General features: G+C 43.7%; 14 protein-coding genes. 9 read left to right on the forward strand and 5 right to left on the reverse strand.

Going from position 1 to position 15,867, the window contains the following annotated elements:
• Window positions 1–121 precede the first annotated feature (121 nt).
• The 3 genes from ssb to DLE54_RS09450 form a co-directional block, all read right to left on the reverse strand.
• Window positions 122–805, reverse strand: coding sequence for a single-stranded DNA-binding protein (ssb, locus tag DLE54_RS09440; protein ID WP_110816984.1), 684 nt, complete (start codon window positions 803–805; stop codon window positions 122–124).
• A gap of 96 nt (window positions 806–901) precedes the next feature.
• Window positions 902–2,266 (reverse strand): MFS transporter, encoded by a 1,365-nt coding sequence (locus DLE54_RS09445; protein WP_011961207.1) that lies wholly within the window; start codon window positions 2,264–2,266, stop codon window positions 902–904.
• A gap of 10 nt (window positions 2,267–2,276) precedes the next feature.
• A complete protein-coding gene (locus tag DLE54_RS09450; RefSeq protein ID WP_011961208.1) occupies window positions 2,277–2,534 on the reverse strand; it encodes a hypothetical protein in 258 nt (85 codons plus the stop codon).
• A gap of 267 nt (window positions 2,535–2,801) precedes the next feature.
• On the opposite strand from DLE54_RS09450, the gene uvrA reads away from it, so the two are divergent.
• The 4 genes from uvrA to DLE54_RS09470 all read left to right on the forward strand — a co-directional run bounded on the left by uvrA (window position 2,802) and on the right by DLE54_RS09470 (window position 9,256).
• The gene (gene uvrA, locus DLE54_RS09455; RefSeq protein WP_110816985.1) at window positions 2,802–5,780 is read left to right on the forward strand and encodes an excinuclease ABC subunit UvrA; all 2,979 of its coding nucleotides are present in this window, start codon (window positions 2,802–2,804) and stop codon (window positions 5,778–5,780) included.
• A 241-nt stretch (window positions 5,781–6,021) separates the two neighbouring features.
• Entirely contained in the window at window positions 6,022–7,257 is a 1,236-nt protein-coding gene (locus DLE54_RS09460) for an AAA family ATPase (protein WP_110816986.1), read from the forward strand.
• Between the two features lie 9 nt (window positions 7,258–7,266).
• Window positions 7,267–8,016 (forward strand): RloB family protein, encoded by a 750-nt coding sequence (locus DLE54_RS09465; RefSeq protein ID WP_110816987.1) that lies wholly within the window; start codon window positions 7,267–7,269, stop codon window positions 8,014–8,016.
• 136 nt (window positions 8,017–8,152) lie between these two features.
• A complete protein-coding gene (locus DLE54_RS09470; protein WP_110816988.1) occupies window positions 8,153–9,256 on the forward strand; it encodes an ArsO family NAD(P)H-dependent flavin-containing monooxygenase in 1,104 nt (367 codons plus the stop codon).
• A 56-nt stretch (window positions 9,257–9,312) separates the two neighbouring features.
• Here the strand turns inward: DLE54_RS09470 and DLE54_RS09475 are convergent, their stop codons facing one another.
• Window positions 9,313–9,594, reverse strand: a complete 282-nt coding sequence (locus DLE54_RS09475; protein WP_110816989.1) for a DUF503 domain-containing protein — start codon at window positions 9,592–9,594, stop codon at window positions 9,313–9,315.
• Between the two features lie 226 nt (window positions 9,595–9,820).
• Between DLE54_RS09475 and DLE54_RS09480 the strand changes: the two genes are divergently transcribed.
• On the forward strand, window positions 9,821–10,879 hold the full coding sequence (locus tag DLE54_RS09480) for an alpha/beta hydrolase (protein WP_110816990.1): 1,059 nt from the start codon (window positions 9,821–9,823) through the stop codon (window positions 10,877–10,879).
• A gap of 60 nt (window positions 10,880–10,939) precedes the next feature.
• Window positions 10,940–12,019 carry an alpha/beta hydrolase gene (locus tag DLE54_RS09485; RefSeq protein WP_162617741.1) on the forward strand — a complete coding sequence of 360 codons (1,080 nt, stop codon included), beginning with the start codon at window positions 10,940–10,942 and terminating at the stop codon, window positions 12,017–12,019.
• Between the two features lie 129 nt (window positions 12,020–12,148).
• Here DLE54_RS09485 and DLE54_RS09490 read toward each other — a convergent pair whose 3' ends face one another.
• The gene (locus DLE54_RS09490) at window positions 12,149–12,661 is read right to left on the reverse strand and encodes an SMI1/KNR4 family protein (RefSeq protein WP_110816992.1); all 513 of its coding nucleotides are present in this window, start codon (window positions 12,659–12,661) and stop codon (window positions 12,149–12,151) included.
• A gap of 325 nt (window positions 12,662–12,986) precedes the next feature.
• Between DLE54_RS09490 and DLE54_RS09495 the strand changes: the two genes are divergently transcribed.
• From DLE54_RS09495 to DLE54_RS09505, 3 genes are all read left to right on the forward strand, one after another.
• Window positions 12,987–13,619: an NAD(P)H-dependent oxidoreductase gene (locus tag DLE54_RS09495; RefSeq protein WP_110816993.1), complete on the forward strand. Its 633-nt coding sequence runs from the start codon at window positions 12,987–12,989 to the stop codon at window positions 13,617–13,619.
• 246 nt (window positions 13,620–13,865) lie between these two features.
• Window positions 13,866–14,840 (forward strand): DUF368 domain-containing protein, encoded by a 975-nt coding sequence (locus DLE54_RS09500; RefSeq protein ID WP_110816994.1) that lies wholly within the window; start codon window positions 13,866–13,868, stop codon window positions 14,838–14,840.
• A 238-nt stretch (window positions 14,841–15,078) separates the two neighbouring features.
• On the forward strand, window positions 15,079–15,867 hold the full coding sequence (locus DLE54_RS09505) for a threonine/serine ThrE exporter family protein (RefSeq protein ID WP_110816995.1): 789 nt from the start codon (window positions 15,079–15,081) through the stop codon (window positions 15,865–15,867).

A 15,867-nucleotide genomic window follows, 5' to 3' on the forward strand; every position in this document is an offset into this window, starting at 1 on the left:
TGAGTTTCAATCTAGATTGTTTACATTATATTTCTAGATCAAAGCTCAGGGAAATCAATTTAAATAAGGCTTTTAAGAGTTTATCTATACAATAACCTTAACACTTATTTATTTACAAGATTTAGAACGGGATATCGTCATCTTTAGGCGTATCAGTCATACCACCTGCAGGGATGGTTGTTTGATTGTTAAAGGCAGGGGTCTGCTGAGGCTGAGGTGGCTGTGCAGCCGGTGCTTGTGGCGCAAAGTTAGTTTGACCAGAAGTAGCAGCAGGTGGTGCATTAAAGGTATTACCACCCTGATTGCCGCCTTGTTGACCTTGAAAACCACCGCCTTGTTGACCTTGAAAACCACCTTGAGTGGTGTTCGGGTTGCCAGCAAAGCCTTGATTGCCCTGATTACCTTGGCCGCCTTGACCCCATTGGCCACCGGTCTGATTACCCGTAAACCCGCCACCGCCCATACCACCGGTTGCGCCATCTAGCATCTGCATTTGATCGGCACGGATTTCGGTAGTGTAACGGTCTTGCCCGTTTTGATCTTGCCATTTACGGGTACGTAGGCTGCCCTCGATGTATACTTTGCTGCCTTTACGTAAATACTGAGCTGCGATTTCGCCCAAGCGATTAAATAAGGTCACTCGGTGCCACTCAGTGGCCTCGCGCTTTTCCCCAGTTTGTTTGTCAGTCCACTGCTCAGAGGTCGCCACCGAAATATTGGTCACACTGCCCCCATTACTGAACTGGCGGGTCTCAGGGTCATTGCCTAAGTTACCAATAATAATGACTTTATTTACACCACGCATAAGTTATCCTTTTTGTATATTTATTAAATAGTGAGTTAATATAAACTATCTGTATCATACTTGCTAGCACTTGCCCTCACTGTACCGAAATTTTGGCTAAATATCTAGCTTAGTTTCGGTAAGTTGCGACAGTAACTGTCGTGAATAATCATCGATTTTTTGTTTATCAAGTTTTAAATAAGCCACCCCATCTTTGGGCATAACCACCACTTCATCCACCCCACCGACTGACATAACTTGCTGTGACCACGCCGTGACATCTACCTGTTTGGGAATCGCTAACGTGGTACTGGTTAAGTAAGGGGGCTGCGAAATCGGTAGAATTAAGACCAACGCCACAGCCATTACTGCACCGAGCAGCCCCCAGGCCAGCATCGGACCTTGGCTAAGTAACATACCGCCCAAGGCCCCACCGAAGAAGGCTCCTAAAAACTGGCTGGAGGAGTTAATACCCATCGCCGTCGCTTTATTGGCCACAGGTGCTTTTTTAGAAATCCAAGAGGGAATCGTCGCCTCAAGTAAATTAAAACCGATAAAGTAAAGACCGAGCCCAAACAGCAATACATAGCTTAACTTACTGCCTAGCGCCAGACAGACAAACGCTGCGACCAACACAGTTAATGCCGCTAAGAATATCTGACGCATTTTGCGTTTTTTTTCGGCAATAATGATAAAGGGAATGGCAATGGCAAAGCCAATAAACAGCAGCGGCAAATACACCATACCCTGTTGACGCACACTCAAATCTAGCACGTCTGCCAACTGCTGAGGCACAATCACAAAGATGGCGGTCATGGTTAAATGCAGTGCAAAGATACCGATATGCAGCCGGTTTAAATCGCCAATACGCAGCACCTCTTTTAGCTGCTCCCCTATCGATTGATTGGCCAGATTGTGTCGCAGTACTCTAAGCGGGGTAGGCACAAACAATAACAGCAGCATAGCAACCAGCGCAAATACTGCGGTCAACCAAAATAGCCCAGAGATACCTAGGCTGGCTACCATCATCGGTCCAATGGCAAATGACAGCATAATAGAAGTCGCAATGGTCAGTCCCATAGTGGCCATAGCCTTGGTACGCTGCTGCTCACGGGTTACATCGGCCAATAATGCCATAAGAATTGCCGAGACTGCGCCACTACCTGCCAGCGCCCGACCGATAATGACTTGATAAATATCAGTGGCAGTCGCAGCGACCACACCGCCGATGGCAAATAATAATAGCCCTAAAAATATCATCGGCTTGCGCGGAAATTTATCCGCTGCCATACTCATAGGGATTTGGAATAGGGCCTGCCCCAACCCATAAATACCGACAGCCAAACCAATTAATAAGGGTGTGGCATGGGCATAATTGTTACCATAAACCGAAAAGACCGGCACTATCATAAATAGGCCGATCATACGCAGTGCAAAGATACCACCTATACCGGCAATGGCTCGCTTCTCGATGCTATTCATATTGCTCCCACTATAGCGGCACCCACATGATGGGGTGATGACTGTCAAATAACTGTGCCATTATAATGGATTCACTCCCGCTATGCGCAGCGACATTATACTCAAATTTGGTTATACCATTTTTCTGCTCTGCAACATGAGTGGCTGCTGCCTTATCTGCCGTTAAGTATCGGTGCATGTATTCAATTTTAGCAACGCTATTTAAGCCATCTTGCTGCTGCTTGCTCTTGAATTTTGGCCAAATCACACCCATTAATAGCTTATTCATACTGCATTTATTGCTCTAAACAAACTCTAACTAACCTATACATTTATTAAACTCACCTCTTATTTAACTTAGCGAGTAACTGGGCTATTGTTGGCTCAATTACTAGGTATTAAATTGGCCGAGCATTAAATGAGTGGGGCAATAGCACTCCGCTTACTTTTATAACTAATTTATATTTCAAACCCAATTAAATCACCTCATCATCCATAAACCCAATTACCCCCTATTTATTTACTTACTTATTAAATTTATAACAAAAGGCTCTCTATGGCACACGAACACATTAAGATTCGCGGCGCACGCACCCACAACCTAAAAAATATCGACATTGACATTCCTCGTGATAAATTTGTGGTGATCACCGGCTTGTCAGGCTCGGGTAAATCGTCCTTAGCATTTGACACCTTGTATGCAGAAGGCCAGCGCCGTTATGTCGAAAGCTTATCGGCGTATGCGCGTCAGTTCTTATCACAAATGGACAAGCCTGAGGTTGATAGCATCGAGGGCTTGTCTCCCGCCATTGCCATTGAACAAAAATCAACCAACCACAACCCCCGCTCGACAGTGGGTACCATTACCGAGATTTACGACTACCTGCGCCTGCTTTATGCCCGCGTCGGCACCCCATTTTGTCCGGTGCATAACCTACCCATGGTGGCACAGACCATTACTGAGATGGTCGATGATATTATGGCGCTGCCTGAAGACACCAAGCTGATGATTTTAGCGCCTGTGATTCGTGACCGCAAAGGCGAGCATGTGGTGCTGCTTGAGCAATTGGTCGGTCAAGGTTTTGTGCGTGTGCGTGTGGATGGCCACGTTTATGATATGGATGAGCTGCCGGCGCTTGAGAAGAATAAAAAGCACACCATTGAGGTGGTGGTCGACCGCTTTAAAGTCCGTGATGATTTAGGCAATCGTGTGGCAGAGAGCTTAGAGACGGCGCTGCGCTTAGGCGGTGATTTGGCTATTTTGCATTATATGGATGGCAATCCCAATCCCGATGCGTCAAACCAAGATAGCGATGATCAAGTATTGTCCGCCAAGCATTCTTGCCCAGTCTGTGACCGCGCGGTCTCAGAGCTTGAGCCTCGCCTGTTTAGTTTTAACAACCCGTATGGCGCCTGCCCTGCCTGTGATGGCCTCGGCAAACGTCAATACTTCTCTGCTGACAAATTAGTCACCAATACTGAAAAATCCTTAAACCAAGGGGCGATTAATGGTTGGGATAAGCGCCATGCTTATTACTTTGGTTTATTAAGCACGGTGGCCAATCACTTTAATATTGATATGGATACCCCGTGGCAAGAGCTGGATAAAGCACACCGCGATATTATCTTAAATGGCTCAGGCAAAGAGAAAGTCGAATTTAACTTTACTGATGAGCGGGGCCGTAAAACCAAAAAGACCACCCCATTTGAAGGGGTACTGCCGTATCTTGAGCGCCGTTATGCCAAGACCCAAAGTAACTTTGTGCGTGACGAGCTGGCCAAATACTTAGCTGACACCACCTGTAACGTCTGTGATGGCGCACGTCTTAATGAGATTGCCCGTAACGTGCGTGTCGATGACAAAGGCATTGCTGATATCGTGCAAATGTCGATTGGCGATGCCGCAGATTATTATGCAGACTTAAAAATGTCAGGCGCCAAAGGTGAAATCAGTGAAAAGATTTTTAAAGAAATCAACGAGCGTTTAAACTTCTTAGTCAGCGTCGGTCTAGATTATCTTAACCTTGCTCGCTCTGCTGAAACCTTATCAGGCGGTGAGGCTCAGCGTATTCGTCTGGCCAGCCAAATTGGTGCGGGTCTCATGGGCGTGATGTACGTACTTGATGAGCCGTCTATTGGTCTGCACCAACGTGACAATGACCGTCTGCTTCAGACCCTAACTCGCCTACGTGACTTGGGCAACACCGTATTGGTGGTTGAGCATGATGAAGATGCGATTCGCCAAGCTGACCACGTGATTGACATCGGTGTCGGCGCCGGTGTGCATGGTGGTCATGTGATTGCACAAGGTACGATGCAAGAGATTATGGATGTGGAAGAGTCGCTAACCGGTCAGTATCTTTCCGGTAAAAAAGAGATTGCCATTCCTAAGGTGCGTCACAAAGCCAAAACCATTGATCTGAATAATCCGCCAGAAAAAGCACGCATTATGCCAATGGGCAAAGCTAAGGCTGCCGCTGCGGCAAAAGAGGCGAAGAACAAAAAGCCAAAAGCGAAAAAGATTGTGCCAATGCAAATTGAGCTAAAAGGCGCTAATGGCAACAACTTACAAGATGTGGATTTGACCATTCCAATCGGTACCTTTACCTGTGTGACAGGGGTATCAGGCTCAGGTAAGTCAACACTGATTAACCGCACCTTGATGCCGCTTGCTGCCACTCAGTTAAATAACGCATCTACGCTTATCGCTGATAAATACGACAGCATTACCGGTCTTGAGTATCTGGATAAGATGGTCGATATTGACCAAAGCCCAATTGGGCGTACACCCCGCTCTAACCCAGCGACCTATACGGGTGTGTTTACCCCTATTCGTGACCTGTTCTCACAGACCCAAGAAGCCAAAGCTCGTGGTTATAAAGCCGGCCGCTTTAGCTTTAACGTCAAAGGCGGACGCTGTGAGACCTGTCAGGGTGATGGCCTGATTAAAGTAGAAATGCACTTCTTGCCCGATATGTATGTGCCGTGTGACAGCTGTCATGGCAAGCGCTACAACCGTGAGACGCTTGAGATTCATTACAAAGGTAAGAGCATCGCTGAAGTGCTGGATATGACGGTGGAAGATGCCACTGAGTTCTTCTCTGCCATTCCGCCGATTCATCGCCGCTTGCAAGCACTGATGGATGTGGGCTTAAGCTACATTCGTCTGGGTCAGTCTGCGCCAACGCTATCAGGTGGTGAAGCGCAGCGTGTCAAGCTGGCACGTGAGCTTGCCAAGCGTGATACCGGTCAGACGCTGTATATCTTGGATGAGCCGACCACTGGTCTGCATTTCCATGATATCTATAAGCTGCTTAACATCCTGCATACCTTACGTGATAAGGGCAACACCATTGTGGTGATTGAGCATAACTTGGATGTGATTAAGACCGCGGACTGGATTGTGGACTTGGGCCCTGAAGGTGGTAAAAACGGTGGTATGATTATTGCTGAGGGTACGCCTGAAAAGGTTGCGAATACCAAAGAATCATTCACCGGTCAGTTCTTAAAGCCGATGCTTGATAAAGCGTCGTAGATTGTTTTTGAGTGTTTGAATAAGAAAAAGGCCGTCCTGATTGGGATGGCCTTTTTTTGTATTAAATAACTTTTATTTACGGTTATAGCTTTTACATATTAAATCAAGGGTACTATAAGACACCCATAAATATATTTAATCTAAAAGTTGCTTAAAAGACTAACATTATATTAGTATATAAGCGATATTTTGGATAAAGCATCCAAAATATCGCTTATATACTAAATTTAAGGCCATAGTAATGATTATTGACTTCACAGTTGAGAACTTTTTATCATTTAAAGAAAGCCAAACCTTGAGCCTTGTAGCACAGCCTCCTTATGATATTCATAACGATCACATTCTTAACACTCCAGACAATAATATTAAGTTATTGAAAGTGGTCGTTATTTATGGAGCTAATGCTTCAGGAAAGTCTAATTTCTTAACTGCTATCGATTATCTCAAGCACCTTGTTACGACTTCTAACAAAAACTCAGTATCTGACAGCTTCACTTTTACACCCTTCCTGTTAGATAAAAACTATAAGACTAGTCCAACATTTTTCGATATCAACTTCTTCTGTAATAACATTCGCTATAATTATAATGTTTGTTTAGATAATGAAAAGATTTATTCGGAAAGTCTTTCTTCTTATCCTAAAAAGCAAAAAAGAAACGTATTTAATAGAAAACTTGAAGGTGATAAATACACTTTTAAAGCTGGAGTAGACTTAAAACCTAAAAAATTCTATGAAGATATTGCTGACAAAACATTAAAAAATGTTTTATATCTATCAAAAGCCGTTAATGAAAATGGCAATGAACTTTTACCAATCTATCAGTGGTTTGCGAAAAACTTGAGTCAAGAAAGCTCTATTAACGAGGTTGCAGAAAAAGTTCATGAAGATATTAACTATCGAACACAGTTAATCGATTTCTTCACTCAGAATGATATTAATATTGTTGACTTGAAAGTTAACAAGAAAAGTATTGCCGAAGCGATCGTTAAAGATAAAGATATTCCTCCAGAAATCAAGGATAAAATCATTGAAAAACATAAGGATGATTTCTTCTATAAAATTCAAACCATTCATAAAGATTGTGATAATGATATCATCCCTTTTGATTTTGGATTGGAGTCTAGAGGCACTCATAAACTATTTTCACTCTCTTCATTAATCGCAAAAAACTCTGAAAATAAAACTTTCTATGTTGATGAATTAAGTGCAGACCTACATCCACTTTTAGTTAAAAGCTTTGTAAATATCTTCCAAAAAACATCCAGTAACCAGCTTATCTGCGTTACTCATGATACACATCTCATAAATCAAGATAATTTAAGAAAAGATCAGATCTATTTTGTTGAGAAAGACCCCGAGCAGTCTACTCAGCTTTATTCTTTATTAGAGTTTAAGGTTAGAAATGATCGTGAGAATTGGGAATCTCGATATTTATCAGGTAGATATGGCGCTACGCCTTCTGTTTTTAATTTTTAGGGGGTAGCTATGGGAAGCGATGATATTAACAAACGTAGAATTAAAGAAAACCGTGAAGCTCGTAAAAGAAAGAAACTCGCTCGTAAAGCTAATAATCGTTTATCTATACCAAAGATATTAATTCTTACTGAAGGATATTCAGAAGAAATATATTTCAACCAACTAAAGAATAATTTAAGGCTTAATACTGTTTATGTAAAAAAAAGCAATCATACAGATGCTCTTCGTATTATCGAAGAAGCTATAGATTATGGCGAGAAGTCGATCGAGCAAAAAAATGAGTATAATTATATTTTTTGTATCTTTGATTTAGATACAGTTAAAAACAAACACTTTCTTTCAACAATAAACTCTTATAATCATCGCTATAAAAAAGAAAATAGCATCATTTATCCCATAATTACTTATCCGTGCATAGAGTTTTGGTTTATATTGCATTATGACTGTTACGATACTCCTTTTAATGCAAAGAGAAATCATTCTATTGGCGATATTGCAAAAAAAGAGTTTAAAAAGTATGACAGTAATTATCATGAAACCAATAAAAATAGTATTACTGTACTAGTAACAAACTATAAAAATGCAATTTATAATGCACAGAGGGTTGTAGGGAAACAACAACAGAGTAATTCATTCAATCCCATCACTAATATTCATCAACTGGTAACCCTTCTAGATAATATCTATCACCGAAAACTAGATTCGGGATATAAATACATAGAGAGGATTGACTCATATATCCTTAGTCAAATCAATTAACATCTTAATCAACTTAGAGCCGACTTAACTATCATCAAACTGTACTTTAATAAATACTAAAGATCAGCTGATGACTCGTATATTATAATTAATAGATAAAATACTAATACACCACTATTTAAAAGTAACCACTGTTATGCCCTCAAAACCCACCACCAAAATATTCGACGTCATCGTCATCGGTGGCGGTCAAGCAGGCTTAGCGGTTGGCTACTACCTAAAACGTGCCAGCCGAAAGCAAACCCTCGACTTTATTATCCTAGACAATCAACCTGACAGCGGCGGTGCTTGGCAACACTTCTGGCCCTCATTACGCCTGTTCTCGCCAGCATCGGTCAGCTCACTGCCGGGCAGAATGATGACCTCTGCCAAAGACGATAGCAGTCCCTATTTAGACGACGTATTAAGCTATTTTGATAACTACGAAAAGCATTATAAGTTGCCCATCTACCGCCCCTATGATGTTCAAAGCGTGGAGCGTGATGAGGATAACGACTGCTTGCGAGTCAGCGACGGTAAGTTTACGTGGCTTGCCAAAGCGGTGGTCAGTGCCACTGGTATCTGGAGCAGTCCTTATATTCCACAGATTGAAGGACAACAACTATTTAATGATGAGCAAACTCACTCCGCGCACTATGCAGGGCCGCAGGCTTACAAAGGCAAACGTGTCTTGGTTGTCGGCGGTGGTAACTCTGGCGCACAAATCTTTGCCGAGCTGGTACAAGTGACCGATGCCAGCTGGGTAACCCGAGAGGAACCACAGTTTTTGCCCGATGATGTCGATGGTCGAGTGTTGTTTGAAAGAGCCTCAAAACGTATTAGAAGCAGCGCCAGTGATGAGTCTGAAGGTGATGATACTGACCAACAAGGACCCAAAGGCAATATCGTCATGATGCCAGCGATTAAAGAGGCTCGTGATAAAGGGTTATTAACGACACAGCCTATGTTTCAGCGGTTGACTGAACAAGGCGTTGTTTGGTCTGATGGTACCGAGGAATCAGTCGATGCGATTATTTGGTGTACTGGGTTTAATCCTGAGCTTGAGCATTTAGCGCCTTTGGGCGTGATTGAAGAAGATGGCAAAGTGTTAACCGAACAAGGGCAGTCGGTAAAAGAGCCTCGCTTGTGGTTATTTGGCTACGGCGATTGGGTCAGCCCAGCGTCGGCGACCATCATTGGTGCTGGGCGTAGTGCGCGAGAAAACGTGCCGGCTTTGGTTGAGTTTGTTCAGGGTTTGTAGGTTGGCGTCGAAGTACGAGACCCAACGCCCAACAAACCTCAAACAACCCTTTTCACCTAAATAAACTCCCGTCTCACATCCACTATTCGCGCCTCAACCACCTGCTGAATCTTATCCTCAATCTGACTCATTTCTGACTCAATCTCTTGTCTTTTGAGCCCCACCACCACAAACGTCCATTCACTGGCATCATGGCGATTACGCTCCCCACTTTCACACACCGCTACCGCTGGACTGCGCCCAAAGCGCTCATGTAATCCGCCCATCCGCATCCGTTTTTCTTTAAGTGAGCGGCATCCGGGCAGTGAAAATGTCAGGGTTAATATTCCGATTGGCATCAGCATCTCCTTATTATCAAAGCAATCAAAACGATACGTACAATGACCTATCCTAGCTGATTAGGATTATTTTTGTCATCCACAAAGCGCTAAATGGTATGAAGTGTCACCAAACGTTTAAATTATGTGGTGACTTATAGAGCGCTTTTGTTTACACCGCCCATCATCTGATATGGTATTAAAAAATATCCCGTTGTATCTTTTTAAATCGAAAAAGAGGCGTTGAATGACTATTATTAATAAATCTAACATCCATCAGCTAAGTACAAAAACCCGCAATGCCTTGATGAAAAGCGTGGTGCGCTTGCCGACAGCAGCCAAACAACAGATAGCAGGTGAGCCTATTGTCATTGATGGGCAAACCTTTGATTTATCCCTACAAGTGATGCTACAGCTGTTCGGCCCACCGCCCAATCATCTGCCCAGTGTCGCAGAGGCTCGGACAACCATTGAGGCGCAAAGCCCTGTGCTCAGTCAGACACCTCTGGACGACATTATCAAAGATGAGTTCCCATTAATCATGCCCGATGGCGAGACGATTCGCTTGCGCCGCTATCGTCACCGCAATGCGCCACGTGACAACCAACCCGCCTTGGTGTTTTACCACGGTGGCGGTTATGTGGGTGGTTCGCTCAACTCTCACGACTTAGTCTGTCAGCATCTGGCCAATGGCGGCGAGTGTACGGTGATTGCTGTCGATTACCGTCTGGCGCCTGAATACCCCTACCCTACGCCTGTTAACGATGGGTTAACCGCTTATCGCTATATTGCCAGTCATGCGGATAAATTCGGGATTGATGCCAATCGCTTAGCAGTCGGTGGTGACAGTGCGGGCGGCAACTTGGCGGCAGTGGTCGCACAACAAACCAAAAATGACACGCATTCGCCCAAGCTGCAATTATTATGGGTGCCTTGGGTCGATATGAGCGGTGAGCATGAATCCTATGAGCTGTTTGCCACAGGCTTTTTGTTAGAGCAGGCTCAGATGCGCTGGTACACCCATCACTATTTGGGTGATACAGATAAGATTGATACCACTGATCCTATGGTCTCCCCTATATATGGTAACCTACAAGGCGTGGCACCTGCGGTGATTATGGTGGCAGGGTTTGACCCACTGCGTGATGAGGGGATTGAATATGCCAATAAATTAACAGCAGCAGGTGTCGATACCACGCTTAAAGTGTATGACAGCCTGCCGCATCTGTTTATGCTTTATGCTGGTGAGATTGATGCCGCCAAAGTGGCCTTTGAAGATGCGGTACAAGCACTAAAGCGGTTATAAATCATCGAAACCAAATACCAAAAGCAGATGCCACTAATAAAACAAACAAGGTCACCTCTTATGTCAATGCAAATACTGAATAAGGCCGAGTTCTCTAAGCTTGCGCCAAAGCAAAAACAAACTTATTTAACCGAGCTATTTCAATTGCCTCAATCGATGCAGCGTGACTTGGCAGGCCCGCCTATTGTTATTGAGGGACACACCTTTGATGTCTCATTGCAATTGATGTTGCAGCTCACTACACCTTTAGATGATAAGCACAATGAGTTAGGTAGCGTCGTAGAGAATCGTGCCATGATGGAGGCACAAAGCCCTATGCTATCGCCGCCGCCTATTAAAGACATCTTAACTGACGACTTTAAGATGGCGGTATCAGACGGCAGCCAAATTACTTTACGCCGCTACCGCCACCAAAATGCGGCCTCTGATAACCAGCCAGCCTTAGTGTTTTATCACGGTGGCGGTTATGTTGGTGGCTCGCTCAACACTCATGACTTGGTCTGTCAGCACTTGGCCAATGATGGCAAATGCACGGTCATTGCTGTTGACTACCGCCGCGCTCCTGAGTATCCGCATCCAGTGCCTGTCAATGACGGGCTAACAGCCTATCGCTATATTGCCAATCATGCGGATAAATTTGGCATTGATGCCAATCGTCTGGCAGTCGGTGGTGATAGCTCTGGCGGTAACCTTGCCGCTATTGTGGCACAGCAGACCAAATCTGAGAGTTATGCACCTAAATTACAGCTGCTATGGGTGCCTAAGGTTGACTTTAGCCATGAGCGTAAGTCGCATACCCTTTTTGCATCGGGATTCTTTTTAGAAACGGCCAAATCTCGATGGTACAAGCAGCAATATCTAGGCGATGATGCAGGTGATACTAAGCTGCTGACAGACCCGATGGTCTCGCCAATATATGGTGACCTGCAAGGCGTGGCACCTGCGGTGGTTATGGTCGCAGGCTTTGACCCACTGCGTGATGAAGGCATTGAATATGCGGACAAACTAAAAGCAGCAGGCGTCAATACCACACTGCATATCTATCACAGTCTGCCGCATTTGTTTCTTTTATTTTCAGGCGTCATAAAAGAGGCCAAAGCAGCTTTTGATGATGCGGTACAAGCATTAAAGCGGTTATAAACAGTCAAAAATTATGGTTAAGATTCCGATAAGTCATATCATCTCTAGAGCTAACCCACTGCTTATCATAAAAAATACAGCAGAAAATGACTAGCACATCTAGGAGGGTTAGCTATAAGGAATAAAACCTTATAGTCTATCTAGATAATCCCAATTTGAATAATCAAACTCTTTTATTTTAACTAATAAATCCTCTAACCAATCTGTTAAAGAATTGAATATGACCTTCACTTCATCATCCCAACCATCTTGGATAACTATTTGACCAAAATTCTCCTCTGAAATATCAATACAGGTAGAGTCACCCGACCCATTATCGGTAAATGGCACCCAGATTCTTTGCCATCTATGTTGCTCGATGTCCCCTGTATCTAGCTGTCCACTCAACTCATCATACCATTCAATTATGTCTGCTATCGGCATCAAAATTTCATGTGTCTCAACATGAAAAGCCACATAAGGCGACCGATTTTGCCCATTATGCCACTTATAAAACATCTTAAATTCCTCAGGAAGCTTATTGCCCACAAGCGTTTCTAATGCTTCAAAATCAGACTCTGTCGCAGGTGGATTTAGTGTCTTTGCAAACTGAGGTATTTTCTGCGCTAATACAGCCTCTATTTGTTCAATAGTTTTTTGCATAATTTTTCCTTATAAATTAAATATACCTTTGAAACTAGGATACTAGGTTTTGAGAATTTAACACTTCGAACCTATCAAATATGGTGGCTGTCTTTATCATATAATATCGTTAAATCGTCAGCTGTAAAACTAATAACGTTCGATAGCTTTATCAACTTTCTTTTTAAATACATCAAAAGTGACTCTTTGAATTGCAATCATTCACTAACAACCTAATTTAACCAGTTGTAAAATATACAGACGTCCTCATCTATGAGATGTGTGATAGATACACGATTTATATTACGAATAATTTATAACATCAAATAAAAAAATAAGGGCAACCATGTCATTACTAGATCATTTAAACTGGCGTCATGCGGTTAAAGCATTTGACTCAACCAAAAAAGTCAGCCAAGAAAACATTGATAAGATTATTGAAGCGGCCAGATTGGCACCGACCTCTTCAGGATTACAACCGTTTAGATTATTGGTCATAGAAAGCCAAGAAATCAAAGAGAAGCTGGTTGAGGGTGCATTCAATCCAGACTGTATGCGTGAGTGTTCGCATGTATTGGTTTTTGCAGGCTGGCATGATTACAGCGAGCAAAAGATTGATGAGATGTATGACATGACCACCGAGCAGCGCGACTTACCGCAAGGCCGCTTTAGCAGCTATACCGATAAGATAAAAGAGATATATAACAATCAAAGTGCCGATAAGAATTTTGAGCACATCGCTCGCCAAGCTTACATTGCGATGGGTTTTGCTTTGGCACAAGCGGCTGAGCTAAGAGTAGATACTTGCCCTGCTGAAGGCTTTAGCACAGATTTAGTAGACGAAGTACTTGAGCTCGATAAGCAAGGTCTAAAAAGTATTGTCCTGATGTATGTCGGTGTGGCTGACCCTGAGCGTGACTGGATGGCACCGATGGCCAAAGTCCGTAACGCTGCTGAAGAGTTTGTGATTAAATACTAAGCATTTGACAGTCTGTGTGCACCAATAAAGGCCATTCTTTTAAGAATGGCCTTTTTATTGAGCGTGTTAACTGATTTTGGGGCAGAGGTTACCGTCATAATGCATTAACTTTTCATCAATAAACAAAACCTAAGCTTGGTAGATGCGGTAAAATGCAGGCTTGCTAAAATAGCGCAAACATTTATTATCCCCTGTACACACATTTATACCTCCTCTTTTTTAATCATTATCTAAAAAGGAATGTCGATGACGGCACCCAATTCACAGCGACCTTTAGAGCAATCTAATCCAGAGCTGACCACTAAAGATGGTCCAAAAGACTTAGCGACCATTTATGTCAAAGGCATGGCGATGGGCGCAGCAGACATCGTTCCGGGCGTCTCAGGCGGTACCATCGCGCTTATTGCCGGTATTTATGAGCGTTTAATCAATGCACTAGGCAGCATTGGCCCAAACTTATGGCAAGTGTTTCGTCAGCATGGCGGCATTAAGGGGCTGCTTGCAGTCTGGCGACAAGTAGATGCGACTTTTTTATTGACGCTAATCCTAGGCATTGCCACCAGCTTCGCCACATTGGCCGGTATGATTAAGTATCTATTAGAAAATCAGCCGCTCTATATTTGGTCTTTTTTCTTCGGTCTTGTGGTCGCCACCGTGCTGATTTTATTAACAGAGATTCAGCGGTGGACGCTATCTCGAGCTGTGTTATTTGCCGCAGGTATTGCCGCCGCTGTAGTGATTAGTAGCTTACCTATACTGGCCACGGAGCCAAGCCTGCCTTATTTGTTTGTTGCTGGGGCTATAGCCATTTGTGCCATGATATTACCTGGCATTTCAGGCTCATTTATACTGCTGTTGATGGGAGCCTACGACACGGTGCTTGAAGCCGTGCACACCCTAAACTTTAGTGTTATTTTTACCCTTATGGCAGGCATGGCCACCGGTTTACTGCTATTTACCCGAGCGCTAAAGTGGCTATTGGCCAATTACTATCAAGGTACCTTGGCTTTATTAACTGGGTTTATCGCCGGCTCTTTGGTCAAGGTGTGGCCGTGGAAAGTAGATGCTTTGGGCACCTTAAACAGTGATGCCATTATCAATGTGGCGCCTTGGCATTATCCCACAGGTGCGCAGTGGCTAGTCACTATTGGCCTTATGCTACTAGGCGCCGTATTAGTCACCGCCCTATCAGTATGGGGCAAAAAGAGCAAAGGGGCGTAACACGAATTAACCCTGTAAGCCGGCTATAATAAGTGACAAAATAAGTTCTAAAACGATTTAACCTTACCCATTAATAGGCTATCCTAAATAAATCCATTTATCTGGCATAGCCTTTTTTACGACTCAATTCAGCCAAGCGTAATGGGCTTAAGTTTAATTAATATAAGATAAGTTAGTATAAGATCAGCTTATTTAACTGCTCATTTTCATCTTATCAACCGAGCGTATCGATTATTATATGACGCCTATCACCTACGCCCAGCAACAGCTCATTACCCGCTTATGCGTGCGCTGTGGATTACTGTTGATGCAATACGGGGCAGAGTCAGCCGTGGTGGTTGACCTCTCCAAGCGCCTTGGTCTAGCGCTTGGTATGGACAGTGTTGAGTGTGCGTTAAGCTTTAATGCACTGACCCTAACCACCATATTTAATGAGCGCTGCATCACCACCACCCGCGATACGATCAATCAAAGTATCAACGTCAACTTATTGGTACAAATTCAGCAGATTGTGAATAAGACTGAAGCCACTGAGTGCAGCGGCGACTTGGTGATTACCACCTCTCAAGCTTTTGATGAGCTTGATAGAACCGTGTATCCGAGCTGGCTGGTGGCTCTCTTCGTCGGCAGCTCTTGTGCTACCTTTGCCGCGTTGCATGGTGGCAGCAGCTCTATTGTTGCGGTCACTTTTATAGCCGGCATGGTGGCTATGCTCACCCGTATTTTTTTATCCAAACACCACTTTAATCCTTTTATCACCGTCATTATTACCGCCTTTATTGCCTCACTTATTGGCGCCACCACCTATTATTTTGATATCGGTAATAATGCGGATATTGCGGTGGCCTCCAGTGTGCTACTGTTGGTACCAAGCTTTCCTTTAATCAACTCGTTATCAGATATCTTAAAGGGCTATGTCAATATTGGTATTGGCCGTGCTGTCTTCACTTATATGCTTAGCTTATCGGCCTGTGTGGGCATTGTGATTGCGCTGGTCTTACTGCAAATTCGGCATTGGGGGTTTTGA

The sequence above is a fragment of the Psychrobacter sp. YP14 genome (assembly GCF_003209315.1).
Lineage (GTDB): Bacteria > Pseudomonadota > Gammaproteobacteria > Pseudomonadales > Moraxellaceae > Psychrobacter > Psychrobacter raelei.

What these genes read in the sequence shown, in the direction of transcription:
- DLE54_RS09480 (WP_110816990.1), top strand. Translation starts at nt 9,821, where the DNA reads ATGACTATTATTAATAAATCTAACATCCATCAGCTAAGTACAAAAACC.
- DLE54_RS09465 (WP_110816987.1), top strand. Translation starts at nt 7,267, where the DNA reads ATGGGAAGCGATGATATTAACAAACGTAGAATTAAAGAAAACCGTGAA.
- DLE54_RS09470 (WP_110816988.1), top strand. Translation starts at nt 8,153, where the DNA reads ATGCCCTCAAAACCCACCACCAAAATATTCGACGTCATCGTCATCGGT.
- DLE54_RS09460 (WP_110816986.1), top strand. Translation starts at nt 6,022, where the DNA reads ATGATTATTGACTTCACAGTTGAGAACTTTTTATCATTTAAAGAAAGC.
- DLE54_RS09450 (WP_011961208.1), bottom strand. Translation starts at nt 2,534, where the DNA reads ATGAATAAGCTATTAATGGGTGTGATTTGGCCAAAATTCAAGAGCAAG.
- DLE54_RS09495 (WP_110816993.1), top strand. Translation starts at nt 12,987, where the DNA reads ATGTCATTACTAGATCATTTAAACTGGCGTCATGCGGTTAAAGCATTT.
- uvrA (WP_110816985.1), top strand. Translation starts at nt 2,802, where the DNA reads ATGGCACACGAACACATTAAGATTCGCGGCGCACGCACCCACAACCTA.
- DLE54_RS09505 (WP_110816995.1), top strand. Translation starts at nt 15,079, where the DNA reads ATGACGCCTATCACCTACGCCCAGCAACAGCTCATTACCCGCTTATGC.
- DLE54_RS09475 (WP_110816989.1), bottom strand. Translation starts at nt 9,594, where the DNA reads ATGCCAATCGGAATATTAACCCTGACATTTTCACTGCCCGGATGCCGC.
- DLE54_RS09485 (WP_162617741.1), top strand. Translation starts at nt 10,940, where the DNA reads ATGTCAATGCAAATACTGAATAAGGCCGAGTTCTCTAAGCTTGCGCCA.
- DLE54_RS09500 (WP_110816994.1), top strand. Translation starts at nt 13,866, where the DNA reads ATGACGGCACCCAATTCACAGCGACCTTTAGAGCAATCTAATCCAGAG.
- ssb (WP_110816984.1), bottom strand. Translation starts at nt 805, where the DNA reads ATGCGTGGTGTAAATAAAGTCATTATTATTGGTAACTTAGGCAATGAC.
- DLE54_RS09445 (WP_011961207.1), bottom strand. Translation starts at nt 2,266, where the DNA reads ATGAATAGCATCGAGAAGCGAGCCATTGCCGGTATAGGTGGTATCTTT.
- DLE54_RS09490 (WP_110816992.1), bottom strand. Translation starts at nt 12,661, where the DNA reads ATGCAAAAAACTATTGAACAAATAGAGGCTGTATTAGCGCAGAAAATA.